The 25417-nt window shown below is 59.9% G+C and carries 24 protein-coding genes; 15 read left to right on the top strand and 9 right to left on the bottom strand.

The window, feature by feature from the left end; translation table 11 throughout:
- Positions 1-448 precede the first annotated feature (448 nt).
- The 5 genes from MHJ63_RS07345 to MHJ63_RS07365 all read right to left on the bottom strand — a co-directional run bounded on the left by MHJ63_RS07345 (position 449) and on the right by MHJ63_RS07365 (position 3517).
- Positions 449-1375 carry a zeta toxin family protein gene (locus tag MHJ63_RS07345; RefSeq protein ID WP_239446784.1) on the bottom strand — a complete coding sequence of 309 codons (927 nt, stop codon included), beginning with the start codon at positions 1373-1375 and terminating at the stop codon, positions 449-451.
- 26 nt (positions 1376-1401) lie between these two features.
- A complete protein-coding gene (locus MHJ63_RS07350) occupies positions 1402-1860 on the bottom strand; it encodes a hypothetical protein (protein WP_239446785.1) in 459 nt (152 codons plus the stop codon).
- Positions 1861-1927: 67 nt separating this feature from the next.
- Positions 1928-2095 carry a helix-turn-helix domain-containing protein gene (locus MHJ63_RS07355; RefSeq protein WP_275436122.1) on the bottom strand — a complete coding sequence of 56 codons (168 nt, stop codon included), beginning with the start codon at positions 2093-2095 and terminating at the stop codon, positions 1928-1930.
- A gap of 235 nt (positions 2096-2330) precedes the next feature.
- The gene (locus tag MHJ63_RS07360) at positions 2331-2789 is read right to left on the bottom strand and encodes a hypothetical protein (RefSeq protein ID WP_239446786.1); all 459 of its coding nucleotides are present in this window, start codon (positions 2787-2789) and stop codon (positions 2331-2333) included.
- 260 nt (positions 2790-3049) lie between these two features.
- Positions 3050-3517, bottom strand: a complete 468-nt coding sequence (locus MHJ63_RS07365) for a hypothetical protein (RefSeq protein WP_239446787.1) — start codon at positions 3515-3517, stop codon at positions 3050-3052.
- Positions 3518-3656: 139 nt separating this feature from the next.
- On the opposite strand from MHJ63_RS07365, the gene MHJ63_RS07370 reads away from it, so the two are divergent.
- The 3 genes from MHJ63_RS07370 to MHJ63_RS09965 all read left to right on the top strand — a co-directional run bounded on the left by MHJ63_RS07370 (position 3657) and on the right by MHJ63_RS09965 (position 4683).
- Positions 3657-3935: a YciI family protein gene (locus tag MHJ63_RS07370; RefSeq protein ID WP_239446789.1), complete on the top strand. Its 279-nt coding sequence runs from the start codon at positions 3657-3659 to the stop codon at positions 3933-3935.
- 117 nt (positions 3936-4052) lie between these two features.
- Positions 4053-4412, top strand: a complete 360-nt coding sequence (locus MHJ63_RS07375) for a transcriptional regulator (RefSeq protein ID WP_239446791.1) — start codon at positions 4053-4055, stop codon at positions 4410-4412.
- Between the two features lie 76 nt (positions 4413-4488).
- Positions 4489-4683 (top strand): antitoxin VbhA family protein, encoded by a 195-nt coding sequence (locus tag MHJ63_RS09965; RefSeq protein WP_275436123.1) that lies wholly within the window; start codon positions 4489-4491, stop codon positions 4681-4683.
- 88 nt (positions 4684-4771) lie between these two features.
- Here the strand turns inward: MHJ63_RS09965 and MHJ63_RS07385 are convergent, their stop codons facing one another.
- Together MHJ63_RS07385 and MHJ63_RS07390 are read right to left on the bottom strand one after the other, a co-directional pair.
- Entirely contained in the window at positions 4772-5677 is a 906-nt protein-coding gene (locus MHJ63_RS07385) for an MBL fold metallo-hydrolase (protein ID WP_239446793.1), read from the bottom strand.
- Between the two features lie 27 nt (positions 5678-5704).
- Positions 5705-7078 (bottom strand): aldehyde dehydrogenase family protein, encoded by a 1374-nt coding sequence (locus tag MHJ63_RS07390; RefSeq protein ID WP_239446794.1) that lies wholly within the window; start codon positions 7076-7078, stop codon positions 5705-5707.
- Between the two features lie 279 nt (positions 7079-7357).
- On the opposite strand from MHJ63_RS07390, the gene MHJ63_RS07395 reads away from it, so the two are divergent.
- Together MHJ63_RS07395 and MHJ63_RS07400 are read left to right on the top strand one after the other, a co-directional pair.
- Positions 7358-8203, top strand: coding sequence for an SDR family oxidoreductase (locus tag MHJ63_RS07395; protein WP_239446796.1), 846 nt, complete (start codon positions 7358-7360; stop codon positions 8201-8203).
- A 2-nt stretch (positions 8204-8205) separates the two neighbouring features.
- Positions 8206-9012, top strand: a complete 807-nt coding sequence (locus MHJ63_RS07400) for an IclR family transcriptional regulator (protein WP_239446798.1) — start codon at positions 8206-8208, stop codon at positions 9010-9012.
- Here MHJ63_RS07400 and MHJ63_RS07405 read toward each other — a convergent pair.
- Positions 9009-10178 (bottom strand): MFS transporter, encoded by a 1170-nt coding sequence (locus MHJ63_RS07405; RefSeq protein WP_239446800.1) that lies wholly within the window; start codon positions 10176-10178, stop codon positions 9009-9011. The genes MHJ63_RS07400 and MHJ63_RS07405 overlap by 4 nt on opposite strands.
- A 353-nt stretch (positions 10179-10531) precedes the next feature.
- Between MHJ63_RS07405 and MHJ63_RS10060 the strand changes: the two genes are divergently transcribed.
- The 3 genes from MHJ63_RS10060 (at position 10532) to MHJ63_RS07420 (ending at position 14244) form a co-directional block, all read left to right on the top strand.
- Complete coding sequence (locus MHJ63_RS10060; RefSeq protein WP_070507473.1) at positions 10532-11512, top strand: PDR/VanB family oxidoreductase; 981 nt, start codon at positions 10532-10534, stop codon at positions 11510-11512.
- Between the two features lie 77 nt (positions 11513-11589).
- A complete protein-coding gene (locus MHJ63_RS07415; protein WP_239446803.1) occupies positions 11590-12789 on the top strand; it encodes a cytochrome P450 in 1200 nt (399 codons plus the stop codon).
- 78 nt (positions 12790-12867) lie between these two features.
- Complete coding sequence (locus tag MHJ63_RS07420) at positions 12868-14244, top strand: MFS transporter (RefSeq protein WP_239446804.1); 1377 nt, start codon at positions 12868-12870, stop codon at positions 14242-14244.
- A 213-nt stretch (positions 14245-14457) separates the two neighbouring features.
- Here MHJ63_RS07420 and MHJ63_RS07425 read toward each other — a convergent pair whose 3' ends face one another.
- Complete coding sequence (locus MHJ63_RS07425; protein ID WP_239446806.1) at positions 14458-17943, bottom strand: DEAD/DEAH box helicase; 3486 nt, start codon at positions 17941-17943, stop codon at positions 14458-14460.
- 159 nt (positions 17944-18102) lie between these two features.
- Here MHJ63_RS07425 and MHJ63_RS07430 point away from each other — a divergent pair, with 159 nt between their 5' ends.
- The 7 genes from MHJ63_RS07430 (at position 18103) to pcaDC (ending at position 25409) form a co-directional block, all read left to right on the top strand.
- A complete protein-coding gene (locus MHJ63_RS07430) occupies positions 18103-18918 on the top strand; it encodes an aldo/keto reductase (RefSeq protein ID WP_239446808.1) in 816 nt (271 codons plus the stop codon).
- Positions 18919-18929: 11 nt separating this feature from the next.
- On the top strand, positions 18930-19712 hold the full coding sequence (locus MHJ63_RS07435; RefSeq protein WP_239446809.1) for an IclR family transcriptional regulator: 783 nt from the start codon (positions 18930-18932) through the stop codon (positions 19710-19712).
- A gap of 167 nt (positions 19713-19879) precedes the next feature.
- A complete protein-coding gene (locus tag MHJ63_RS07440; protein WP_338110384.1) occupies positions 19880-21073 on the top strand; it encodes a 4-hydroxybenzoate 3-monooxygenase in 1194 nt (397 codons plus the stop codon).
- Between the two features lie 59 nt (positions 21074-21132).
- On the top strand, positions 21133-21945 hold the full coding sequence (gene pcaH / locus MHJ63_RS07445; RefSeq protein WP_035755809.1) for a protocatechuate 3,4-dioxygenase subunit beta: 813 nt from the start codon (positions 21133-21135) through the stop codon (positions 21943-21945).
- On the top strand, positions 21938-22546 hold the full coding sequence (pcaG, locus tag MHJ63_RS07450) for a protocatechuate 3,4-dioxygenase subunit alpha (protein ID WP_035755806.1): 609 nt from the start codon (positions 21938-21940) through the stop codon (positions 22544-22546). Before pcaH ends, pcaG begins: the two co-directional genes overlap by 8 nt.
- Before the next feature lie 212 nt (positions 22547-22758).
- A complete protein-coding gene (locus MHJ63_RS07455; RefSeq protein ID WP_239446814.1) occupies positions 22759-24180 on the top strand; it encodes a lyase family protein in 1422 nt (473 codons plus the stop codon).
- The gene (gene pcaDC / locus MHJ63_RS10135) at positions 24177-25409 is read left to right on the top strand and encodes a bifunctional 3-oxoadipate enol-lactonase/4-carboxymuconolactone decarboxylase PcaDC (protein ID WP_477742913.1); all 1233 of its coding nucleotides are present in this window, start codon (positions 24177-24179) and stop codon (positions 25407-25409) included. The genes MHJ63_RS07455 and pcaDC overlap by 4 nt, the downstream gene beginning before the upstream one ends.
- Positions 25410-25417: the final 8 nt, after the last annotated feature.

The following is a 25417-nucleotide window of genomic DNA, read 5'->3' on the forward strand; positions in this document are numbered from 1 at the left end:
TCCCAAGGTTCGGTTTCACGTCGTTCTTCTTCGCATGAGTTCCCCGCGCCTGCGGGGATGATCCCGACACCACCGACGGCGACCTCACCGCGGCGCGGAGTTCCCCGCGCCTGCGGGGATGATCCCATCAAAGACGTCGACCCACCAAAACCGAAGCGGAGTTCCCCGCGCCTGCGGGAATGATCCCCCCACCGTCACCACGCTTCGCGATAATCGTCTGAGTTCCCCGCGCCTGCGGGGATGATCCCAAGGTTCGGTTTCACGTCGTTCTTCTTCGCATGAGTTCCCCGCGCCTGCGGGGATGATCCCGACACCACCGACGGCGACCTCACCGCGGCGCGGAGTTCCCCGCGCCTGCGGGGATGCTCCGGTGTGCAGTTAGTCGCCTATCCCGTTTCCCTTATCCGCACCTGGGCGATGAATTTTCGGTACCCTTGATTGTGTTTCATTAGCTTTGGGGAAAGCTTGCCGCGCTGTAGCAACGCTGCGCGGCAAGCTTGCCGTCATGCTTCACCTGGTCAATCTCCGGTGTGCTCGATCCTCGCCGGAATTGCGTAAAGCTCACAACACCCTTACCGCTTTCTGCCAACCACTTAGCCGAATCCTCAGTAGCTGACTCTCCATCTGCCGTGATCAGATTGTTGGCAAAGTCCGATGGCACTGGACGGCCGCCAAGCTGACTCTCTCCGCACTCAAATGCTTCACGCCCTGCCTTCCAACGGCCATAAATTCCAGCCTTGGATTCCTCGAAGGTAGCTTGCACGCTCACCACATCATAGGTGTAGCCGCCTTCGTCCAAAGTAGCAGCGACCTCCTGCGCCGAACCTTGCGATTTCAGCACCGTATCAATGACATAGTTCGTGCCATCCTTGCGCAAGTCCGTCTGTAGCTTACGGCTGAGCATGGACGATTCTTCATGCACTAACGCAGCAAACTCCATTGGTGCGAACGTGTACCCTTGGGCTTCAAGTTCTTTCACCAATGGAGTTTTCAGACGATCCAGATTACCACTGTCCAGCTCATGCTGAATGATCTTCTCTTTGAACATATCCGGGTCACACTGCACATAACCAGGAACATCATTCAAGCGTTCCCGCTGCACGGTTCCCTTACCAGCACCGGGCGGTCCAGCCATCACAATGGCTCGTCCCTCGTGCTTGATTTCACCGCGCTTAGCCGAATCATCAATCACCTCTTGCATCCACTTCTTATGCAAAAGCTCTCGTTCGGCTGTAGCACGTGGCCGCGATCCGCTTTGAATAAAATACTGTTCTTGTTTGATGGTCGAGTATGCCCCGCGAGGGTTCATATCAGGATCAGCCATCACCTGACGCAGCGCCGCGTAATGTCGTTCTATCGATTCGTCGTTAGCCAACGATTCACCCTTCGGTTGCTCGCTACCTAATCAGCCGTCTTCATCAAAACTTCATCGTAAGTAGCAGCGTCAATCAGCTCATGCCGCAGCGCGTCACCTACTTCTTCCCAAGTTCCGTCCAGGCTCTCTTCATACTCGCCGTATTCGTTCGCCCAAGGAGTCGGCTTATACGGCCATGCAACCAACTGGCGCACCAGTTCCTCACGGTCGATAAACCCGGCCGCGTACCGCTGGCACACTTCATAAGGGCTTGCAGCGTTGAACTCACCAACCACAGCCGGTACAGCCTGAGCACGCTGCAACGCCTTCGCCACCGCTGGCTGAGACATACCCAGCAACGCCGCCATCTCACGCTGAGTCATCCCACCAGCAGCAGCCTTCAAAGTGCGCTTGTAGTCCAGCGCATCAACCTCTAAACGCTGCCGAGCTTTCAACAACTGCGCACGCATTTCATCATGCTGCGGACGTTCCATCAGCTGGCTCATAACAACCTCCTAAACCTCGAAACAAACATTCCTTCACTTCAAATATAACATTAGTTATCATTGTGGATCAAGGGTTTTCACTCGATAGTGACCGGTAAATACTCGCTGCGCTTACACCTAGAATCTTGCCGATCTGCGCATAGCTTTTCCCTTCCTCGCGCAGCTGCCGCGCCGTCGCGGTGCGGTCTGCATCCATGACGCGCGGCCGCCCTCCGACTTTCCCCTGGGCGCGCATGCGCTAAACCTCGGCGGGTGTTCTGAGTTCCCCGCGCCTGCGGGGATGATCCCTTTCTCCGTTCAGGGGTAGCTCTAGACGAGTTACCGAGCGTCCGAAAATTGGCCGGGTTAGATTTGGTCGCGTTTGGCCCGTTAGGGTCCATTGCAGGGTCTGCGTTGACGCTCTGTAGTGCTTCGTAGTGTCATGCAACTGTCTCGTCTAGACTCACACTTTTCTCCTTTAGGGTGCGCGACTAGTCGGCCAGTTGGTTGAACACTTCCTCATAGATTGAGTCATCAATCAAACCAAACATGACAGCGTTCTCCACGTCCGTAAACGTACCGGAGGTGACGCCCTGGACTTCGCCAAATTCATTGAACTTCGGCGTATCGTTGTACGGCCACGCTACCAGCTCGCGCACAACTTCTTCGCGGCTAATCAGCCCAGCAGCGTACCGCTGGCACACCTCATGCGGTGACGCAGCTTTGAAGTCCGCAACAGCATCAGGAACCTTTGCAGCACGCTTCAAAGCTGTAGCAATTGCTGGCTGCGACAAGCGCACGATTTCCGCAATTTGCTTCTGTGTCATTTGTTTAGCGGCCGCCCTCAGCTTCCGCTTATAGTCCAGCAGCGCAACCTCCGATAGCTCTCTGGCGCGCAGCAAATCAGCTGCTATCTCACTATCGCGTGGCGATTCAAGAACCTGGTTCATGACTACCTCCTAAGACGGGAAATCAGAATCCTTGCATTTCAATTATAATATGTGTTATAGGCGATTACTAGGGATGTAGGTTCAAAGCTCTATGAATGCTCGCTGCGCTAACACCTAGAATCTTGCCGATCTGTGCGTAGCTTTGAGTTCCCCGCGCTGGCGGGGATGGCCCGTGGCGTGGCGGCGTCGGGGCTGGGTTGTTCTTGAGCTCCCCGCACCTGCGGGGATGATCCCGACCTGGATGTGCCTCTACTCTGGGGTCACTCTGCCGTCTTCCGTGCTTCGTTGCGATCGGCAATCTCGTCGTACAGCTCGTCGTCGATCAATCCACAGCTCAACGCGCGGTCCAGGTCATCAACCGAACCCGGAGCGTCCATCAGCAAATCGTCGAACAAATCGTTGGTTTGTGCCTGCGGTACGTACTCCCAACGCGTCAACTCATCCACAAGCTGCGCGCGATCAATCAGGCCAGCGGCATATCGTTCACAAATCTCATAGGGATCTGCGCCAGAAAAACCTTCACAAGGCATCGAGATTGACGCAGACCGCTGCAAGATCTTCTGAACATTCGGTTGCGAAACCCTCAACAGGCTGGCAATCTCCGTCTGAGGCAATCCAAGCTGTTGCAGCCGTAGCAGATTGCGCCGGTAATCCAGCTCTGCGATGTTCCGCAAATACTGTGCTTTCCGTGCAGCGAGTACTTCAGGGGGAACGTTTTTCATCGTCATAGTGTCTACCTCCACTTCTAGCCTACCGAAAATATAACCAGAGTTATACTGCTATTTTGTGAGCGCCCGCCTGCCGCTCGATGCACCGCTTCAACTATGCTGAAATGAACGGCCCACACAATCCTTAAGGGAGCGCTTCATGGCTATTTTCGCGGTTGAATACACCTACATCGACGACGCCGAACTCATCCAGAAACACCGGCCCGAACACCGTGCGTTCCTCACCGAACAACGCAAAGCCGGCACCGTACTCCTCTCCGGCCCCAAGGTAACCGAACCAGGTAGCGCCCTCATCATCGTCCGCGCCGACACCGCCGACGAAGCCGGCCGAGTCCTCGACGCCGACCCTTTCAACCATCACGGCATCATCACCCACCGCGCGATCGCGGAATGGAACGTCGTCATCGGCGAGCTCTAAAGCAAAACCACACCGCCCGGCCACTCCGGAGCGACCGATGGGGCAATAACACCCACTAACGATCATTTTCGGCTACTCCGGTAGAATGACCCGAGCCTCAGGAGGGAGAGCGGCACTGTGGCTACGAAGTTCGACATTGAGGAACGCTGGCCCGAGCGGCGCGTGTTCTTTCGCGATGTGAAGCCGTATGAAATCCCCGGAAGTCTGGATGATTTGCAAGGACCAAGCGGCGGTGTAGTCGAGTTACCTCACACAGTGCTGTGGGCACCGGGTGGCGGCCGTGTCGATCTTGATACTGAAGGCGGGGTAGGCCTGGCATATCGGGCGGTGTTGGCTGATGGCACCGTTGCAGATCAGGTAGCGATTGTGAACCGGGACCGGCTCGTGGCTGTGTGGTCGGAGTTGCTGTTGCCACGGCGTGTACGCGAGTTGTGGGAGAGTCGGTTCCCTGAGCTGTGCGCTGCGGCGGGCGCGTGAGCCAAGACAGTGATGGTCAGAGGAACAAGATTTCCTCTTCCGTCGCACGATCCTGACCAAGCGAGAGGAAGCTGGCATGGCCGCACCGGATTGCAACACCGTAACCAAGACTGAACGTGCTCGTCGTGTCTCCGAAGCGATCCACAGCAGCGAAATGGAAGGCCTGACGGTAACGGATCCCACGCGCGCAGACGCGGACGAGTACATCGCCGGCCGCATAGACTGCGACGAGCTAGTGGCACGCGTCCGCACACGCTACGGTCTCCACTGAATCTGTCGCCCGTACCTCGACCCCGCACTGACACCGTCACTCAACCGCGCAAAACGGCCCCGTTTCCCTGCCTGGATCTAAACCCCACTCACCCCAGCACCGGCTGCTCGGCGAGCGCGTAGCGGTTGCCTGTGCGCGCCACTGAGATGGGGCCGTGGAACTGGGTTGCGACTTGTTCTGCCCACCACTGCTCGGGCGCGACTCCGGCGAGGTGGGACAACACCAAGCGGCCCACGCCGGCTTCCTGCGCCACTGCTCCGGCATCGGCCGGTGAGGTGTGGGAGCAGGCTTGGTGGTTCAGGAACGCGCCAGAGAAACCTTGTTCTTTATAGAAGTCAAGGTTCACGGCCTCATGCACCAGAATGTCCGCACCCCGCGCCAATTCGACGAGGGCCTCGGATTTAGCGGTGTCTCCCGAGAACACGATGGAGCCTTCGGCGGTGTCGAATCGGAACGCGAACGCCGGGTAGACCGGCGGGTGGTCCACCAACGTCGCCGTCACCTTCACCGCGTCGTCTTGGTACACCTCGAAGATCGGCTCCTCAGGGACCGTGATTTCTTCGGTCTGCACCAGCTCGTGCAGGTTGGGGCGGGCCTCATCCTGGATCCGGATGTCGATATCGTAGGAGAACCCCTCGAGAGTCTTGCCCACCAGCTCCGCGGTCCCGGCCAGCTCCTCGCCGCCCTCGCGCTGCGGGTCCTTACCTGGCCCCACAATCCGGAACGGCTCCGTGAACCCCTCAACCGGTTTACCCCAGTTCCACAGCAGGAAACCCGGTAGCTCCACCACGTGGTCAGAGTGCAAGTGAGTCACGAAACCAGCCGTGAAATGTTTGCCTTTCAACCCGGCCTCAGCGGCAGCTCGTGTGCAGCCCAGCCCGAAATCGATCAAATAAAACCTGTCCCCCACCCACACCGCGGAGCAAATACCGGGTTCGCTCCCGCGGATCGCCGGGCCTGCAGCCGTGCCAAGGGTGATCAGTTCAACGCTCATGTCAATGTCCTTTTAGTTATGTGCCCGTTATTGATGTGCACGCCAGTTGACGGTGGTCGGCTCGAGGTAGGCGTCCAAGCCCCAACGGCCGCGCTCGCGACCAACCCCGGACTGCTTCCAGCCACCAAACGGCGCATCCAGCTCAACGACCGTGTGCTGATTGATCCAGACCGTGCCGGCCTCCAGCTCCGGCGCGAGCTGCCGCGCCCGCTCCACATCCGGCGTCCAGATCGAAGCACCCAACCCGAACTCGGAATCGTTCGCAAGCTCGATCGCTTCATCAACCGAGCTGTACGTCACGATCGGCAAGGCGGCACCGAACTGTTCCTCCCGCACGATACGCATGCCCTGTTCCGCACCCGCCACGATGGTCGGGGTCTGGAAATAGCCTGGAAGTTCGCACCGCTGATGCCCGGCAAGAACAGTGGCACCGTCGGCTGCGGCCGCATCGACCAGTTCCCGCACATAGTCACGCTGGCTCGCGTTATGCATCGGGCCCAGCGTGGTTGCCGCATCAATTCCGTGGCCGAGCACAAACTTATTGACCTCAGCCAGCACAGCGTCAGTGAAGTCCGCGCGCAACGCTTCCGGCACATACACGCGCTTGACCGCCATGCACACTTGTCCGGCATTTCGGAAAGCACTGCCGACGATGCCGCGTGCGGTCACCTCGATGTCGGCATCCTCCAGCACGATGGCGGCGTCATTACCGCCGAGCTCCATGGTCACGCGGGTGACGTTTTCAGCGGCCTGCTGCATCAACGAGGTGCCCACTTTGGTGGAGCCGGTGTAGGAGATCTTGTTGACCAGCGGCTCGGAAGCCAATGCAACGCTCACGGTGCGGTTGGATCCGGTCAGGACCTGCACAACATGCTCGGGCAGCACGGTGTTCATCAGCTCAATCAACGCGATAGCTGAAGCCGGGGTGGTCGGAGCCGGCTTCGTCAGCACCGTGCAACCGGCGATCAGCGCGGGAGCCAGCTTGACGCACAGCAGGGAGATCGGGAAGTTCCACGGAGTGATGGTCCCCACCACCCCCACCGGGCGGTTCAGGACCTCGACGTTGCGGCCATCGCGCTCCGGGAGGCTGATCACTTCATCCCAGTCCAAGGTTGCGTAGTAACGGAACAGGCCGGCCGCGACCGTGAACTCCATCTTCGCCTCACCCACCGGTTTACCCTGCTCACGCGAGAGCACCTCACCCAAAGAATCGAGGTTCGCCTCGATCTTCTCCGCGATCTTCACCAGCGCCTCAGCACGCGCCCCACGGTCACGCCGCCAACCACGCAACGCCGCACGGGCGCGGACTGCTGCCTGCCGCGTGTCTTCGGCCGTGTTTTCCGGAACCTGCGCAACAACTTCCAGTGTTGCCGGGTCAAAAACCTCGTACTGGCTGCTCACGTGTACCTACCTTCGGGGCTAGAACTGGACGGTTGTAAGAAGTGGACGGGACTAGAGTTGCATGGACCTAGAGTTGGACGGGACTAGGGTTGGACGGGACTAGAGGCGGAATTGGCGTTGGCGCCGCCAGCGCCGCCGTAATTTCTCTACATCATGGAAGATTCGAGCCACCCAATGGCGTTAACTTTCCAACCATTGGAAAAAACTCTGCGCCAATGAGGCAGAATGGTGACCATAGAACCAAACGCATGATCCAGCTCACATGAAAGGTTCTATCCAATGAAAAAGACCCTTGTTGTCACCGGCGCTTCCTCCGGAATCGGTGCCCAGACCGCCGCGCAGCTACGCGAGGCCGGCCACCGCGTGATCGGCGTGGACCGCAACCCACCAGCCAACGCCGATACCGGCGCCGCGACCCAGTCCGGCGCTGCGCCGGCCGACGCAGCCCAGACCAACGCCGATGCAGGCCAGGACTTTGTGCAGCTGGATCTCTCTTCGGCCGAGTCCATTCAGGCTGGCGTCGCGCAGATCACCGAGCTGGCTGGCGGCCCCATTGACGGACTGGCGAACATCGCCGGCGTCCCCGGCACCGCACCGGCCGAGGTGGTCATGGCGGTGAATGTGCTCGGCCTGCGCGACTTCACCCAGGCGCTGTTGCCGCAGCTAGCAACTGGTGCCGGGATCGTGAACCTCGCTTCCTCCGTGGCCTTCGACTGGCGGAGCCACCTCACGCAAGCCAACCGCGCCATCCAGGCCGGCAGCATCGAGGAGCTGAAAGCCGATGAGCAGGTGTGGGCCCTGGTTCAGGATGAGTCCTACCTGTTCTCGAAACAGTGCGTCCGCCTCCTGACCGAGAAGCTCGCCACCTCCCTCCTGCCGCAGAAAGTCCGGGTCAACAGCGTGAGCCCCGGCCCCGTATCGACCCCAATCCTGGAAGACTTCAAGAAGGATCACGGCCGCGAGAAAGTCGAAGGCGCCTCAAAACTGCTCGGCAAATTCGGTGAAGTAGCCGAAATCGCTGACGTCATCGAATTCCTCCTCAGCGACTCCGCCCGATGGGTCAACGGAACCGACATCCGCGTCGACGGCGGCCTTGTGGCGTCCCGCCGGAGTGGAAACCTCTAACCATGGCTAACCGTGCACCGCAGCGGCGAGGCAACCCGGCCAGCCGTTCGACTTCACAAAACTCGGAGGCACCGTCCATCTCGGTGACCTCGCGGGCGCTACGGATCCTCGACACCTTCGACAGCACGCAACGCGAACAATCCCTCAGCGGTATCGCCCGCCGCGCAGACCTACCGTTGGCGACCGCGCACCGGCTCGTCAACCAACTCACGATGTGGGGCGGCCTGGAAAAGAAATCAGGCCGCTACCGCATCGGCCAAAAGCTGTGGCGCATCGGCCTGCTCGCTTCCGCCCAGCGGGATGTGGCCGAAGTCGCCTCCCCCTACATGCAGGATGTGCTGTTTGTGACCCACAATGTGGTGAACCTGTTCATCCTGGACCAGCAAGAAGTGCTGCTGGTGGAACGTATCTCCGGTACCAACACGGGTGCCCCGTTCCGCAGGGTCGGCGAGCGCATGGACCTGCATTCGAGCGCGGCCGGTAAGTTGATGCTCGCCTACGGCTCCCCACACCTACTGGAGGAGTTGCCGGCCGAACTACCGCGGCACACGAGCCACACGATCGGGCGGAAAACGGAACTGATCCAGCACATCGCCCGGATCCGTTCGCAAGGGTTCGCGACCACGCAACGGGAAAGCGGGGAGAACAACTTCGCGATCGCGGTGCCGGTTTTCTCGCCGGCCACCGGGCACATCATCGCGGGGCTGGGGATCGTGACCCAGGATGCGATGGCGCCCATCGGCAACGTGGTGCCGGTGCTGAAGATCGCGGCGCGCGGCATCTCCCGAACACTCGAAGTCGGCGACTAGCTCTCGCGTTCCGGCTTCTCTTTCAGCAAGATCATGGTGCCCACAATGCCGAGCAGGCTGAGCGCGCCGGTGAGCATCCAGGAGCTTTCCCAGCCGCCGGTTTGGACCGCGAACCACGCGATGAGGAACGGCCCGAGGAAGCTGCCGAGGTTGAAAATCTGTTGCATGAGCCCCATCACCACGGCACTCGATCCGTCCGGTTGAGCCAGTTCGCCGATCATTCGCGTCAACAACATGGGTGCTGCGCCACCGATCGCGGAGAACGCGACCGCGAAGAGGAAGGTCGCCAACGCCGGGTGGGCTGTCTGTTGCCACGGGATCGCGAAAAGCCCGAAGGACGTCACCGCCATGGCACCCAAAGCGATGATCAGCAGGTACTTTTCCTTGATACCCTTGTGCACCAGCACGCCAGCCCCCAGCGCGCCGAGGATGTTGGCCCCGCCCACGAACGCGGACATCAGACCCGCGCCGGGCTGCTGGATCCCGTACTGTTCATAGATGCGCGGCAAGAAGCCCAGAACCGCCAACCATTGACTGCTGTAGCAAGCGAAAATTACGCCGGCCAGCCACGGCCCCGGACGCGATATGGTGACGCGCACCAGCGGCCACATCTTAGCTGAACCAGCCGCCGCATCGCCGACGCTGCCCGCCGGGTCTTTCGGCACCAGGAAGATCACGAACGGGATCAAAAGCAGGGTGATGCAGGCCGCGCCAATCCACATCGGCCGCCACCCGAACTCCGGAACCATGAACGTACCCACCGTGAAACCGATGAACGCCGCAAGGCCCTGAAAGGTCGCCCACGCAGTCAGAGCGCGATGCACGTGCGGCGGTTCGAACCGATCCCGAAGTAGCGGTGGCCCCAAAACCACACAAAACAGGAAGCCGATCCCCTCGACGGCCCGCGAAATGAAGATCATCGCGGGCGAGGACGCCAACGCGCCCAGTATGGAGCCGAAGCTCAACAGGACCATCCCGGCCAGGATGACTCTGCGTAGCCCAAGCCGCTCCCCCATCCACGCCGTTGGCAAGCCACCAATGATGTTAGCCACCTGAATGATTCCGATAAGGACTCCCGCCTGCACCAGCTGGATACCAAGCTCTGAGCTCAGCGACCCAAGCGCTGGCGGCAGCTTCCAGACGTGGACGGCGCTGATGATGCCCATCAGGACCACGCACAGCCATGAAGCAGTCTCACTGTGAGAAGAACTCTGCCCGCGCATCGTTGTCATGGACCCACTTTCAAACCATTGTCGCCTTATCTTATTCCGCTAATGATAATCATGTACACGTTGACTCATCAACAGGCTAGATTTTCCATTAGCCGGAAACTAGGGTTCTCAGCTCCAAACCGCAACACCACACCGGTGTTTCCATTGGATGGAATGTTTTGTGATGTGTGACACAACTAGTCCTAGGGTTGCTTCACGAGTAACCGCTACCCCGCGTATCAAGGGGTAGCCCCGACGAATCTTGTTCCCCACTGACCCACGAGGCTTGTTCTAGGAGTGAGCTCATAGTGACACCCACAGCTACCGAAGAAACCCCAGAACTCATCGACGTTGTGGTTGACGAAGTCGATGACATTGCTGAGGGCGTTCTGTCACTCGTGCTGCGCCGCCGCGATGGCCAAGAGTTCCCGCACTGGACTCCGGGCTCCCACATTGACTTGCATCTAGGCAATGGTCTGATCCGCCAGTACTCCCTGTGGTCACCTATGGATGATTTGACCCAGCTACGCGTTGGCGTGCTGCGGACCCTCGATTCACGCGGCGGCTCCGAATGGATCCACGACAACCTGCGCGCCGGCGAGCGCCTCAGCATCTCAGCGCCGCGGAATAACTTCCCTCTGGTTGATTCCCGTAAGTACATGTTCGTGGCCGGCGGCATCGGCATCACGCCTCTGGTTTCGATGATCCAGCAGGTTGAGGAGCAGGGCCGGGAATGGCAGCTGTACTACGGCGGCCGCAGCCGGGCATCGATGGCGCTAGTTGAGCAGCTGGAAGAGCAGTACGGCACCGAGAAGGTGCACATCTTCGATGAGGATGGCCGGGGCCGCCTGGATCTGGAGAGCATCCTCGCTCTGCCGCGAGCTCACATGCTGATCTATGCGTGCGGCCCGGGCGGGATGCTGGAAGCGATCGAGGATTTCTGCATGGGTTGGCCTCCAGGCTCGTTGCACACCGAACGGTTTGTTGCCGGCACGCTGGGTGCGGCCGGAAACCAGGATCCGTTCTCTGTGGAGCTTGCCCGCAGCGGTAAAGAGTTCACCGTTCCACCTGAGAAGTCCATCCTCGAAGTCATGGAGGAAAACGGCACCCGGGTGCTTTCCAGTTGCCGCGCTGGCCTGTGCGGTACGTGCGAAACCCGCATCATCTCAGGCGAGGTTGAACACCGCGATGCCGCCCTCACCCAGGAAGACAAGGACGCCGGCGACGTCATGATGGTGTGCGTTTCACGTGCAGCGGCCGGCTGCAACCGACTCGTTCTAGACCTATAAACCCGCGCCGAACTTTTAGCCCCTGCGCTGGCTTTGTTACCCGTGTGCTGGACTTATAAAACTCTGGGAGTAGAGCAATGAAGACGTTAGAGAACGTACCTGTTTTCACCGAAGACCCCTACAGCGAATCAGCGCTGCTGGACCCTTACCCCTTCCTGGAACGGCTCGCAGCAGCAGGGCCTGTCAGCTACCTCGAAGCCACCGGGATCTACGCGATCACCGGTTATGAAGAGGTCTATGAGGTGCTCAAGGACTTTGAGACCTACGTTTCCTCCGGCGGCCTCGGCCCTCGCGACATCCGCAAAGACGAAGGCTGGCGCCCGCCAAGCATCCTCGAATCCGATCCACCCATCCACACGCTCATGCGGCGAGCGCTGACCGGGGTCATCAACCCTGGCACGGTACGTAAGCTGCGTGAACCGTTCACCCCGCCAGCGGCGGAACTGGTTTCTGAGCTTGCGCATCGTACCCATTTCGACGCGATCAAGGACCTCGCTGAGCTCTACCCCATCCGGGTCTTCCCTGACGCGGTGGGTATTCCGGAAGAGGGACGGGAGCATCTTCTGCCGTACGGCAATATGGTTTTCAACGCTTTCGGCCCGGAGAACTACATCTACGAACAAGCCTTCGCCCACGCGGATGAACACTCCGCGGTCGTGATGAAGGCGTGCGAGCACGAGTCCCTCTCCCCCGGCGGTTTCGGCGCCAAGATTTGGGAACGCGTCGAGGATGGGCTGATTACCGAGCAGCAGGCAACCCTGCTGGTGCGTGCGTTGCTGTCTGCGGGAGTGGACACCACCATCTTCGGGATCGGCAACGTTCTCTCCGTGCTCGCCGGCGAACCAGAAGCCTGGCAAGAGCTACGCAAGCAGCCGCATCTAGCGAAGTTCGCGATCGATGAGGCGCTGCGCCTGGAATCGCCGTTCCAGAAGTTCCACCGAACTGTCAGCACTGACACGACCCTCGGCGGAGTGGACCTTCCGGCCGGGACTAAAGTGCTCGTGTTCTTGGGTGCCGCTAACCGTGATCCGGAGAAGTGGGGCCCAGACGCAACCAAGTTCAGCCTGGACAGAACGTCCTCTGGACACGTCGCTTTCGGTATGGGCCTGCACCAGTGCGTCGGCCAGCCGATTGCGCGACTAGAAATGGAAATCGTGCTGCAGCAAATGCTGGAACACGTCGACACCATCTCCCTGGCAGGAGAACCACAACCGATCCTGCACAACGTACTTCGCGGTTTCGAATCGCTGCCAGTAGAGATCAGCGCGGCTAAGTAAGCCTTTCCCTCACCCCATCACAACCTGCGCGAGCCGTGCGGGTTATCACCCCTGCCCAAAAGTAGAGATAGGAAAGACATGTCAATCGATGCGAAAAAAGTCGAGGTGAATACGCTCCCTCCGCTCGATGCCTCGGACCCAGCCAACTGGACCGCACGCAAACGCAACGCTTACGGCTGGTCCATCGCAGTCATGTTGCTGATCCTGATGATGATCAGCTGGGCGGATAAAGCGATCCTCGGCATCGTCGCGATGCCTTTGATGCGTGACCTGGGTATCACGCCAGCACAGTTCGGCCTGTTGGGTAGCGCCGTCTTCATGCTCTTCGGTGTCGCCCAGTTCGTGGCAGCACCTATCGCAAACCGGATCCAAGCCAAATGGATCCTACTCGTGTTGTGCCTGGTTTGGTCGCTCTCCCAGGTTCCAGTCATCCTGTTCGCATCCCTACCGGCACTGTGGATCAGCCGCCTCCTGCTCGGTGCCGGCGAAGGCCCGCTGGCCCCGATCACGATGCACGCGGTGTACAAGTGGTTCCCCGCCAAGCGTTCCGCGACCCCAGCGGCACTGGCCTCGGCTGGCGTGACACTCGGCATCGTCGCTTTCGCGCCAGTCATCGCGTGGATCACCGCCGCACACGGCTGGAAAGCAGCCTTCGTTTTCGTCGCCCTCATCGGTGTTGTCTGGGCTGTTCTCTGGCTCTTCTTGGGCAAGGAAGGCCCATACACCTCGGTTGAGGCCGAGCACCGCATCGAAGGTACCACCCCTGACGAAACCACCATCGCCGCTGACTCGAAGGTCAAATACCTCAAGTCCTTCCTGACACCAAGCTGGCTGCTCGCGGTCCTCTGCTCCTTCCTGGGCTACTGGACCTTCACCGTGGCAATGACCTGGCTGCCGGCATACTTCGAAACCGTGTACGGAATGTCCACCCAGCAAGCCGGCTCGATGATCGCGCTGCCAGCTATCTGGGGAACCATCTGCACGGTCGGTTTGAGCTGGCTCACCGAATACCTCGGCAACCGCGGAATCGCTACCCGCTTCTCCCGCGGCTGGGTGCTCGGCCTTGCAGCAGCCTTCTCCGGCATCATGGTCCTGGCCGGCACGTGGGCAGACAACCCGACGCTTGCACTGGTGTTCTTCACCTTCGGGTTCGGTACCGCCCCAGCCCTGTTCGCTGTCACCTACCTCGTCGCCGCAGAGACCACGAGCATCTCCCAGCGCGGCGCCGTACTGCAGATCACTAACGCATTCCTGACCTCGGGCGGCCTGCTAGCCCCAGCGATCGTCGGACTTCTCGTCAGCGCGGCAGCAACCGAGGCGATCGGCTACGAGAACTCGTTCCTCCTGACCGGCGCGATGATGGTCATCGCCGGCATCATCGGCTGCCTCGGCATCAACCAGCAGCGCGACCGCCGCAAGCTCGGCCTCGACCAGCCAGTACCAGCCGCCAAGTAGGCGGCCGCTCAGCAGGGCGTGCTGAGCTAAACCGTACTGGGTTGAATCAAAGCAACGTTGATTCAACGCTGGGCTAGTTGACGCAACGCTCCATGAGATTGACGCGACGCTGCACTAGGCACACAAGCAGCGCAACCCAGCCGCACCGCCGCCGCTGACAACCACCCGGTTGTCAGCGGCGGCTTTGTGCACCAAGCAGGCCGGTTCGTCGTTCTACGAAGGTCCGATCTTCCCGTCGCGAGCGAACTCCGTCAGCTTCTCCTGCGCATCCGGCGAGTAAATAAGGTTCGTGTACGGCCCGTTCTTCCCTTGACCTTCGTAGAGCGCGATACCGTAGTCCACACCACGTGGGGTGGGCTTCCAACTTGAGCCGGTGCGCGTGATAAGTCCGTACCTTGATAACGCTTCATTCAGATGAGAAGCGTTGACCTTTTGATCCGCCGATAGAACGTTAGTTTCACGCCAGTCTTTAAGTATCTCCGCAGCAATGCGATATCCAGGAGCGTGACGATCAACGAACGGAATCACAGCTTCGCGAGGCCCTGAGACTTCACTTCCAAGCTCTAGTTCCGCTGCTGCTAATGTGCGAGGCTGTGCGTTTTCCAGCTCAACTTCACCAAGCTCGCAAGCACCGCTTGTGTGGCGTCGCGCGAAGTCGCAGTCATCTAGAACAGCATGCTTCTTGACAAGACTGAATACAGGCCCAGCGTCATTCCAGCGCTTTACACTGCCGAAAACAATAAAGAGATCTTTCGCACGCGACACCGCTACGTTCATGAGTTCGAGCGTTCCGTCGATGAAGCCCGCTTGGCCTGAGTTGTCCCCATACACCGGAGAGAAGAGAACAACTGAGCGTTCTGCCCCTTGAAGAGTGTGTGCAGTTCCAACCGTAATCTTGTCCCGGACGCTAGGGTCCACAATGCTAGCGATACGTTGCTTAATCACACTCGCTTGAGCGGCAAAGGGAGTGACCACTCCGACGATTGTTTTGTCCTTCTGCACATCTTCTTCGGGATTATAGATTGCGCGGAAGAAATCGAAGTTATCGCGAACCCACGTTGCGATCGCTGTAGCTTCTTGGAAGTTAACCCGGCTCGGGCCTTTCCGTTGGTCCTTAGAATTCGGAACTGTCTTAAACAGGAAAGGGCTGGCCGTCTTATTTTTGAGCTTGTAGCCGTCCAGAGGACGGCTCGGCTTGAGCATGCCCTTATAGAGCAGGTCATTGCAGTATTCGATGATGTCTGTGTGACAGCGGAAATGTTCTGCCAGGAAAAGGCCCGGGTCCAAGTCTGGTCCATAGCACCAACGGCTTGCCGAGCTCGCGGCCGCCATCACTGAAGAATGATCGGACGACGTTATTCCACTATCACCCATGTGGTCCCAGTGGTCGCCCAAACCGAAAGTCGATGCCATTTCTCGGTCGCTTTCCGGGTCAATGCTCCACACTGGTGCAAGTTGCAAGACATCGCCCACAACGAGAGCTCGTTTCGGAAGCGCAAAGGCAGAAGCCCCGACTGAAATATCAACTTGGCCAGCTTCATCTACGATCAGGAGGTCTGGTCGCCTCAGGTCAAACCGCGGCTTTTCGCCCTTCTCAGTCCACAGCTTGAAATACTTGGGTAGCTGATAAACCGTCATGACAAAGCATGGCGTCAAAGCGGTGACTTGTTGCCAGTACTTCTCCATGTGGGAAGCGGTTGTGCGATAACGCTCATCGTGCGGTATGAGTTCGTCACCCGCGGCCGCGAGCAACCATTCAGCCTCGTAAATGTGGATAGCTAACCAGAACTGAGCGTAACGGACCGTGACATCAAGCTGCTGATCAAGCTCATATAGGTCGGTGGCCTTTTTCAATTCCTCAACCTGCTCAGGCGACAGCAAGCCGAATCTCTCAACAGCGTAGATCGAGGTGGCGATGTTCTTCAGGTACTCTTCGTGGGCACGATATGCATCGCGCTTTACTTGCTCAATCTCCCGGTTCAGGCTAGCCATTTCGTGTGTTAGTGACGCCACGGTACGACGGTAGAAAGCCACGAACTCATCGAGCGTGCCGAACCTTTCGGCTGGCTCGTCCTCGTCGTAGTGCATGTCGATAACAAACTCTTGCTCAATGAGGCTGGTGTTTTCTTCGTCTTCTACACGATGTAGGTGTTGGCTCCACGCTTGGAGTTGACGTTGATGATCCGCAAGTTGCTGGGCCACCTCGCTGGCCTTGGAAGTAAAGGAGCCCAGCTGAGTGTTAGCTCGGCGATCGGCTAGAGTGCGCTTCTGAATGAGGTCACGGCGAGCGGCTTCGCACTTGCTCAGTGCTTTGCGTAGCGTTTTCAGGGCTTTCTTCAGATCGTTAGTCGGACTCACCGTTATCTGAGGTAAGTACTCAGCGCATTCTTGCAAGAAAAAGCTCGTTGCATCCGGCACATATTCTTGCTCCGAGTAGTCGCTATAAACGCCACCCTTGCGTGTGTCCTCGAGTAGGTATCCCTTTTTCTTAGCGTCTTGCACCTTCGCTTGAGACGGACAGTACGTAGCAATACCGTTGAGCGACTCTTTTGATGCTCTGCCCTCTGACGCTACCGGCAGCCAGCGCTTGTCGAGTATCCCAGGGTTTTTCTTCGTGACTTTGCTAAACGAATCGATGATGTTGGTGACCGCTTGATTGTTGGTCGACGTGCCGACGATCAGGGGCGCAGGTTTCTCTTCGAGTGCGTGCGAAACGATGAGGCTAGCAACAACGGATTGCAACATAGTAGTTTTGCCGGTGCCCGGAGGGCCACTGACTGCGGTAATAGATGCTGGACCGTCTAGGTGAAAAGCATGCACAGCTCGGCGCTGAGATTCAGTCAGAGGGAACTCATCACTCATACTGCCTGTTGACCTCGTGGCCGCCTCTTGCAGTGTGTCAATGTAAAGGTCTATGCCATCAGATTGAATGCGCTGGTCCGAGCCCCCTGATAGGAGCTGCTGGTAAACAGGGGCATCAGAATAAGCTCCGTTTTCCAGGAATCGGTACAACTCCAGCACGGCTCCGTTTGCCGTAATCACTTCACCTGGTGATATGAAACATTTGTCCTCGATGATCTCGGTCGAAACATCTGTGTTGAGGCTCGCGTGATTTCGCTTGATTTGCGAAAAGTTGTCGTCAGCGACGCTACGAAAGAGATCAAAACTGAGGTCAACAACATCGCACCACTCCTCAGCTGTTGACGTTAACTCTTGCCCTTCCCCTATTCGCCATTTCCAGAATGAAGACAAGTTGCCGACCATGACTTCGCGTTCGGTCATACCTGGAGTTCGCATACGCCTGGCGGGAATCCATGGTTCTGAGCTTTGCAGATCAGCTGAGAGGCCACCGTCTGGTGACAATGATGCGGGAACTAACAACAGACCGGTTGTCTGCGCGTTCTGACGTAGAGTCACGCACGAGATGATGACTTGGATTGGCTTCGCTTTCGGGTCCGGAGACTCCAGTTCGGTTGCCGATTCGCTTAACTTCGCTTTTCTCTTTCGTTGTGCACCCTTCGTTTCTTGAGCAAGTGCGAAAAGCTGAGCGACAGACTGTTCATTCAGTTTGCCCTCTCGGAATTCGTCAACATCGACAGTGACGTGGGGAGCGTCCGAGCCGAAGTCCACATCGTGAAGGTTAGAGCGACGCTGGACTTCAGAGTAGTAGCGGGTAAGTTCTAAAACGTGTGATGGCATGTCATTTCCCGAGGTGTTTTCTGGCCTTATGCGAGGCTCCAATGGTGCACGAATCCAGCCTCAGACTACATCGATCCGGGATAAGCACCCTGTTCTCGCTCTGGGTTCGGCCTTTATGATCGAAAGTGAACCGAGGCACACGCGAACGGAGGCCCTCTCATGGAATTGACCACCGCCAACGGAACATTGATCCCCGCGCTCGCGTTCGGAACGTGGCCGCTCCAAGGCGCGGAAGCCACTGAAGCGGTCCGCCACGCCCTCGAGCTCGGCTACCGGCACATCGACACTGCCGAAGCCTACGAAAACGAAGAAGCAGTAGGGGCAGGCCTGCGCGCGAGCGGCCTCGACCGGGACGAGGTCTATCTGACCACCAAGTTCCAGAAGAAATGGCACGGCCGCAGTGAAGTCCGCCAAGCACTCGAAGGCACCCTCTCCCGCCTGGGCGTCGACACTGTCGACCTGTACCTGGTGCACTGGCCCAACCCGGACCAGGACCGCTACGTTGAAGCCTGCCAGGGCCTCGAAGACCTCCGAACGGAAGGCAAAATCCGCAACTGGGGTGTCTCCAACTTCAAGCCACACCACCTGCAGAAAGTGCTCGATGCGGGCCTGGCTCCGCAGGTGAACCAGATTTCCGTCAACCCGTACGGCGCTCAGACCGAGATCCAGGAATTCAACACCGAGCACAACGTGCTGACTGCGGCCTACTCGCCCCTCGGGCGAGGTGGCGAGCTACTGGAAGACGCAACGCTGACTCGCATCGGGCAAGAACACGGCAAGAGCCCCGCCCAAGTGATTCTGCGCTGGCACCTGCAGCAAGGCCGCATCGCCGTCCCACGTTCATCCAACCCGGAACGCCAAGCAGAGAACCTGGCCGCCCTCAACTTTGAACTGACCCCCGCTGAGATCGAGGCGATCGACGCCCTCAACCGCAACGATCCCCCACGCCTCGACGCCGACGAGTTCGGCCACTAGGCCTACAAAGCATGGCTAATTCTCCCTCCGGGGATTCGATGCTGGAGAGGATCATCCGGATCCTCTCTGCTTTCGATGCGGACCGCTCCTTGCTCTCGGTCGCGTCCCTAGCCAACCGCTCCGAGATCCCCCTGGCTACGTGCTACCGGCTGGTCAATCAGATGTGTGCCGCGGACCTGTTGCGCAAAGACGCGGACGGCAACATCAGCCTCGGAATGCGGCTGTGGGAGCTGGCTTCCCGTTCCTCACCCGCGCGTGACTTGCGGGTTGCGGCGATGCCTTTCCTCGATGACGTCCAGGCGGTGTTCCGCCAGCACACCCAGCTAGCGGTGTTGGATGGCGATGAGGTGCTCGTTTTGGAGCGGTTGTCCTCCCGTAACTCGGTGGTCAACCAGGCCACCATCGCGGGCCGCATGCCGATCCATCAGGTCTCGCTCGGGCTGTCGATGCTGGCATTCCAGCCTTCGGCCGTCATCGACGCCTACGTGCAACAGCATCCGGAGGCCGGAAACATCGCGTACTCGAATACCGGGAACCTGCGCAGCACGTTGGCGGCGATCCGCCAACGCGGTTACGCGCAACTGGACGGCATGGTGGACCACGACACCGCGGGCGCAGCCGTGCCCGTCTTCGCGGCGCTCACCGGGCGTGAGCGCTCCAAGGTGATCGCGTCCATCGGTGTTGTGTTTCCCATCGATTTCGAACAACGCGCCGCACTCGTACCCGTGCTTTTGGCGGCGAGCCGCGGCCTGACCCGCGCGATATCGGCACCGGAACCAGAAGACAACCCGTAACGACCCATAACGACCCACACGAATTCTCATTCAATGAAAACAACTATTGAAGTTTGTGTCTACTAGATCACACTAGTAGAACTACAGAAACACACTGCCCGGAGCCACTACTTGGCCCGCGCAGATCTGAATCTCCCACTCTTCCGTTATTTTCAGGAGCTAACTTCGTGGCACCAACCATTGAGAAAACCAAAGTCGGCATCGTAGGTGGCGGCCCAGCCGGCCTCATGCTCTCCCACCTGCTCTCCCAGCAGGGCATCGAGAACATCGTGATCGAAAAACGCGATCACGAGACCATCGCCAACACCCACCGCGCCGGCATTCTCGAAACCGGTGCCGTGAAGATGCTGACCGAAACCGGCGTGGACTCCCGCGTGAAGACCCACGGTTACGAGCACGAAGGCATCGACCTGCGCTTCGGCGGGGTCTCCCACCGCATCAACTTCAAAGAACTCATCGACGCGACCGTGTGGCTCTACCCGCAGAACGAGGTTTTCGTTGACCTGGCTGCAGCCCGCAAGCGCGATGGCGGCGACGTCCGTTTCTCGTGCGAGGTCACCGAGGTCCTCGATCACCTGACGGACACCCCTAAGATCCGCTACACCGACAGCGAGGGCGGCGAACACGAGATCCACTGCGACATCCTGGTCGGCACCGACGGCTCGCAGGGCATCTGCAAGTGGTCCATCCCGCAAGAGAAACGCACCGATAACTTCATCGAGTACCCGTTCGCTTGGTTCGGCATCCTCACCGAAGCCCCACCGAGCGCACCAGAGCTGATCTACGCGAACTCCCCACACGGCTTCGCCCTGATCTCCCAGCGCAACGAAGAAGTTCAGCGCATGTACTTCCAGTGCGACCCAGAAGAGAACGTGGACGAATGGGATGAGGAACGCATCTGGGCTGAACTACAGCGCCGCGTTGACGGCCCGGACGGCTTCCAGCTCAAGCGCGGCCCGATCTTCGAAAAGGTCGTTCTGAAGTTCCGCTCCTACGTATGCGAGCCGATGCGTTACGGCAACATGTTCCTCGCCGGCGACGCCGGGCACACCGTCCCACCAACCGGCGCGAAGGGCCTCAACCTCGCCTTCGCTGACGTCCGCGTGCTCTTCGACGCCTTGAAGGCCTACTTCATCGACGGCAACAACGAAGGCCTGGAAGGCTACTCCGAGAAGGCACTCAAGCGCGTATGGAAGGCCCAGAACTTCTCGTTCTGGATGACCCAGATGCTGCACACCCGCAAGGACGCCAACCCGTTCGAAGCCAAGCGTGCACTCGGCGAGCTGAACACCGTCGTCAGCTCCAAGTACGGGCAGGCCTACCTCGCAGAGTCCTACACCGGCTGGCCACACGAAGACTAAATCCACGCCCCAGGCTCACCGCTTACGGTCTGGAATTAAGACGAGAGAAGGAGCAAAACATGGCAGAGGAAAACTTGCCCGTGCTTGACCCGCTGGCCTCCAGCGACTCGCAAGAGCAGATCAGCCAAGAGATGGCAGACATCCACGCCAGCTACGAGGCCGCCAAAAAGGCAGACCCGGCCAAGGAAGAAACCCAGCCGCGGGTGAACTTCCCGCCGTACCGGTCCTCGCTGCTGCGCCACCCAACCAAGAACATGCACCACGCTGACCCGGAAACCATCGAACTGTGGTCCCCGGCGTTCGGCCACCGCGACGTTCACCCGCTCGAAGCCGACCTCACCATCCAGGGCAACGGCGAACCTATCGGCGAGCGCATCAAGATCCGCGGCAAGGTCCTCGATGGCGACGGCCGCCCGGTGCGTGGCCAGCTCATCGAAATCTGGCAGGCCAACGCTGCGGGCCGTTACGTGCACAAGCGGGATCAGCATCCGGCGCCGATCGACCCTAACTTCACCGGCATCGGCCGCGCCATCACCGGCCAGGACGGCTCGTACGAGTTCACGACCATCAAGCCGGCACCGTATCCGTGGAAGAACCACCACAACGCGTGGCGTCCGGCGCACGTGCATTTCTCGCTGTTCGGTACGGACTTCACGCAGCGCATGATCACCCAGATGTACTTCCCGGGGGATCCGCTGTTCTCGCTGGACCCGATCTATCAGGCGATCACTGACCAGAAGGCTCGCGACCGCCTGGTCGCTAACTATGACCACTCCGTGACCAGCCACGAATGGAACACCGGATACCAATGGGACATCATCCTTACCGGTTCCAACCGGACCTGGATGGAGGACGGAGAAGACCATGCCTAAAGAGAAGCTTGTACCAACCCCTGGCCAGACGATTGGCCCGTTCTTCGGTTACGCCCACCCTCACGAGCAGGTTCACTTGCCGTGGTGGGATGGCCAGAACCTTGTTCCGCCGGGCCACGCTAAGGCTGTGCGCCTGACGGGCACGGTTTACGACGGCGCGGGCGACCCGATTCCGGACGCGATGCTGGAGATCTGGCAGGCCGACGAGGACGGCAACATTGTGCAGAAGGACGGCTCGCTGGTGCGTGATGGCTTCACGTTCACTGGTTGGGGTCGCGGAATTGTCGATAACGTCGGAACCTACACGTTCTCGACCGTGAACCCTGGCCCTACCGAAGAAGGCAAGGCCGCTTTCATTGCGGTTGTCGTGTTCGCGCGCGGGCTGCTGAACAAGCTGCACACCCGCGTCTACCTGCCAGAAGATGAGGAAGCGCTCGCGAATGACCCGGTGTTGCAGTCCCTGGATGAGGAGCGTCGCAAGACCCTCATCGCCACCCGCGGCGAGGACGGGTCCTTGCACTTCGACATCCACTTGCAGGGTGAGAAGGAAACGGTGTTCTTCCAGTTCCCAGGTATCGAATACCCGGTCAACGAAAACTAGAACCCCGCTCCCCCGGTAAGAGACACTGCCGCGGTAAAAACACTGCCGCCGGTAAGTAACACTGCCTCCGGGTTCCAATAAAGCCGGGGCCATAGTAAACCGGGGCCTCGAATAAACACTAGTACTGTCCGCCTACGTCTGCCGTGGGCGGACATACTAGTGTTAGAAGTAATCAACCAGCTCCCAATACGAGCTACCTGATATGAGGAGTGATGCGCGTGCTGCACGGCGATTACGGAGTGCTCAGCCCCGCGTGGGCCGGCAGCCAGGCGGCCGCGATCACGAGTGATCACGCGTTCATCCAGGCACTGCTCGATGTCGAACACGCGTGGTCTGCCGTGCTGGCTGAGGCGGGGCTCATCCCGCAGGAACACCTCGGTGCGATCACCGACGCCGCTAACGCTGACGATTACGATCTAGCCGCGATCGCCGCTGAAGGTGTGGGCGGCGGCAACCCGCTCATCCCCCTGCTGGGCGCCTACCGAGCCAACGTAGCGGAAACGAACCCGGCGGCGGCATCGAGCATCCACATTGGCGCCACGAGCCAAGACATCATGGACACCGCGATGATGCTGATCATCAAGCGTGCCGGAGAGCAGACGTTGGCGACGGTCAAGAGTGCGGCGGCCGCGCTCGTGAGCTTAGCCCACGAGTACCGGGACACCCCGATGGTGGCCCGCTCTCTGACCCAACACTCGCTACCGGCGACCTTCGGTTGGCGGGTCACCCACTGGCTCCAAGCCCTCGCCCAAGCAGGCCAGAACCTCGAACAAACACTGACACAAACCGCCCTGCAATGGGGCGGTGCCGCAGGCACCCGGGCCTCCCTCCAAGACTTCCTGACCCGCACCAACAGCACCGTCACTGCGGATGAGCTGGTGGCTGACCTCGCGAACAAGCTGGGTCTGCAGAACCCGCCTCCGTGGCAAGCGAACCGGGTACCGGTTCTGGTGCAGGCGGACTCGTTCGCGCAGGTTGCGGCTGCGTGCGGCAAGATCGCCAACGACGTGCTGATCAGCGTGCGTAGCGAGAACGGCGAGCTCGGCGAGCCTCTCGCCGCCGGCCGCGGGATCTCCTCAGCGATGCCGCATAAGCAGAACCCGGTTTTGTCCGTGCTCATCAAGAACGCGGCCCTCACCGCCCCGCAGCTGCTCGCCCAGGTCTATACCGGGGCGGTCGCCAACGTGGAGGAACGCGCCGATGGCGGCTGGCACACCGAATGGGAGGCGCTGCGTGGACTCGTGCGCACCAGTGGTGCGGCAGTAGAGAAGACGCACGAGCTGGTCTCTGGCCTGCGTGTTTTCCCGGACCGTATGACACAGAACTTGGCCCGCCACGGTGAGCTTCTGGCGACCGAACGCATGGTCGCGCATCTTGCGCCGCGGCTCGAAGAGCGCGGTGTTGCCGATGCGGGGCAAGGCAAGAAGTACCTGCAGGGGCTGATCTCGCGCGCACTCACCGAAGGTGCGGCCGGGGAAACCCAACTGAAACCTCTCTTGCTGGCGGAGTTGCCGGCGGAAGTTGTGACCGAATCAGAACTGAACAACTTGCTGGACCCTTCGGCCTATACGGGGGATGCCGCCACGCTCGTTGACCAGATCACCTCGACCTATATTGACTGGAGTCATTCATGAGTGCACCGAACATCGTTGCCGTCCAACTCACCGAAGCCGACGAAAACAAGCCCCTCCTGTTGGTAGGGCCGGGTCTAGGTACGGGCGTCGAGGCGCTCTGGAACCTGTGTGCCGAAGAACTCGCTACCGATTTCGAAGTGATCGGCTACGATCTGCCAGGGCACGGCCGCTCACCTGCTGCATCGGACGAATTCACCCTCGAAGAACTCGGGGACGCCGCCGCTGAGATCATCGCCGAACAGGCCGCTAGCGGCCGGAAGGTTTTCTTCGCCGGGGTTTCCGTCTCCGGCGCGGTTGCGCTCGAGCTCGCCCTGAAGCACGGCGATAAGTTCGCTGCGGTCGCACCGATCTGCTCGGCAGCTAAGCTCGGCACCGCCGAAGCGTGGCAGGAACGCGCCGACCTGGTTTCTAGGGCCGGGACCCCGACGATGGTGACCGGTTCCGCGCAGCGCTGGTTCGCCCCAGGCTTCATCGAGGAGCATCCGGAGCGGACCACCAACCTGCTGCACACCCTGCAGAACGCTGACCGGTTCTCCTACGCATACACATGCCTCGGTTTGGCCGGCTACGACGTGCGTGACCGTTTGGGTCAGATCAAGATCCCGGTTCTCGCTATGGGTGGCGCGGTGGACCCGGTGTGCCCACCGGAAGACATCGAATTCATCGCCGCCAACGTCCCGAACGCTACCGCGGTGATCATCGACGACGCCGCCCACCAGGCACCACTCGAGAAGCCGGAAGAGACCGCGGCCGCCCTGCGCGAGCACTTCCTCAGCTCCGGCAAGAACGGTGCGGCATCCAACGGTGGCGCGGCCCAGGATGGCGTGGCGACGAACGGTGACGCGACGTTGCAGGAGGTTTTCGATAACGGCATGAAGGTGCGCCGCGAGGTGCTCTCCGATGCGCACGTGGACCGCGCGAACGCGAATAAGGACGAGTTCAGCGAGGACTTCCAGGACCTCATCAGCAAGTATGCGTGGGGCACGATCTGGACCCGCCCTGGCCTGGATCGGCGCATGCGTTCGGCCGTGACCCTGACCGCGATGGTCGCAGGCGGTTACTGGGAAGAGCTCGCGATGCACGTGAAGGCCGCCCGCCGCAACGGGGTCACCGTCGAGGAGATCAAGGAAATCCTGTTGCAGACCGCGATCTACTGCTCGGTACCGGCCGCCAACGTCGCTTTCAAGACCGCGAAAGAGGCCCTCGCCGAATTCGACGCCGAACAGTAGGCCTGCCT

The organism is Pseudoglutamicibacter albus (assembly GCF_022346425.1).
GTDB classification, from domain to species: Bacteria; Actinomycetota; Actinomycetes; order Actinomycetales; family Micrococcaceae; genus Pseudoglutamicibacter; species Pseudoglutamicibacter albus.

Excerpts from the sequence above, each read along its gene's own strand:
- MHJ63_RS07350 (WP_239446785.1), bottom strand. The coding sequence starts at position 1,860 with ATGAGCCAGCTGATGGAACGTCCGCAGCATGATGAAATGCGTGCGCAG.
- MHJ63_RS07355 (WP_275436122.1), bottom strand. The coding sequence starts at position 2,095 with ATGCGCGCCCAGGGGAAAGTCGGAGGGCGGCCGCGCGTCATGGATGCA.
- MHJ63_RS07360 (WP_239446786.1), bottom strand. The coding sequence starts at position 2,789 with ATGAACCAGGTTCTTGAATCGCCACGCGATAGTGAGATAGCAGCTGAT.
- MHJ63_RS07365 (WP_239446787.1), bottom strand. The coding sequence starts at position 3,517 with ATGACGATGAAAAACGTTCCCCCTGAAGTACTCGCTGCACGGAAAGCA.
- MHJ63_RS07370 (WP_239446789.1), top strand. The coding sequence starts at position 3,657 with ATGGCTATTTTCGCGGTTGAATACACCTACATCGACGACGCCGAACTC.
- MHJ63_RS09965 (WP_275436123.1), top strand. The coding sequence starts at position 4,489 with ATGGCCGCACCGGATTGCAACACCGTAACCAAGACTGAACGTGCTCGT.
- MHJ63_RS07385 (WP_239446793.1), bottom strand. The coding sequence starts at position 5,677 with ATGAGCGTTGAACTGATCACCCTTGGCACGGCTGCAGGCCCGGCGATC.
- MHJ63_RS07395 (WP_239446796.1), top strand. The coding sequence starts at position 7,358 with ATGAAAAAGACCCTTGTTGTCACCGGCGCTTCCTCCGGAATCGGTGCC.
- MHJ63_RS07400 (WP_239446798.1), top strand. The coding sequence starts at position 8,206 with ATGGCTAACCGTGCACCGCAGCGGCGAGGCAACCCGGCCAGCCGTTCG.
- MHJ63_RS07405 (WP_239446800.1), bottom strand. The coding sequence starts at position 10,178 with ATGGGCATCATCAGCGCCGTCCACGTCTGGAAGCTGCCGCCAGCGCTT.
- MHJ63_RS07415 (WP_239446803.1), top strand. The coding sequence starts at position 11,590 with ATGAAGACGTTAGAGAACGTACCTGTTTTCACCGAAGACCCCTACAGC.
- MHJ63_RS07420 (WP_239446804.1), top strand. The coding sequence starts at position 12,868 with ATGTCAATCGATGCGAAAAAAGTCGAGGTGAATACGCTCCCTCCGCTC.
- MHJ63_RS07425 (WP_239446806.1), bottom strand. The coding sequence starts at position 17,943 with ATGCCATCACACGTTTTAGAACTTACCCGCTACTACTCTGAAGTCCAG.
- MHJ63_RS07430 (WP_239446808.1), top strand. The coding sequence starts at position 18,103 with ATGGAATTGACCACCGCCAACGGAACATTGATCCCCGCGCTCGCGTTC.
- MHJ63_RS07435 (WP_239446809.1), top strand. The coding sequence starts at position 18,930 with ATGGCTAATTCTCCCTCCGGGGATTCGATGCTGGAGAGGATCATCCGG.
- pcaH (WP_035755809.1), top strand. The coding sequence starts at position 21,133 with ATGGCAGAGGAAAACTTGCCCGTGCTTGACCCGCTGGCCTCCAGCGAC.
- pcaG (WP_035755806.1), top strand. The coding sequence starts at position 21,938 with ATGCCTAAAGAGAAGCTTGTACCAACCCCTGGCCAGACGATTGGCCCG.
- MHJ63_RS07455 (WP_239446814.1), top strand. The coding sequence starts at position 22,759 with ATGCGCGTGCTGCACGGCGATTACGGAGTGCTCAGCCCCGCGTGGGCC.
- pcaDC (WP_477742913.1), top strand. The coding sequence starts at position 24,177 with ATGAGTGCACCGAACATCGTTGCCGTCCAACTCACCGAAGCCGACGAA.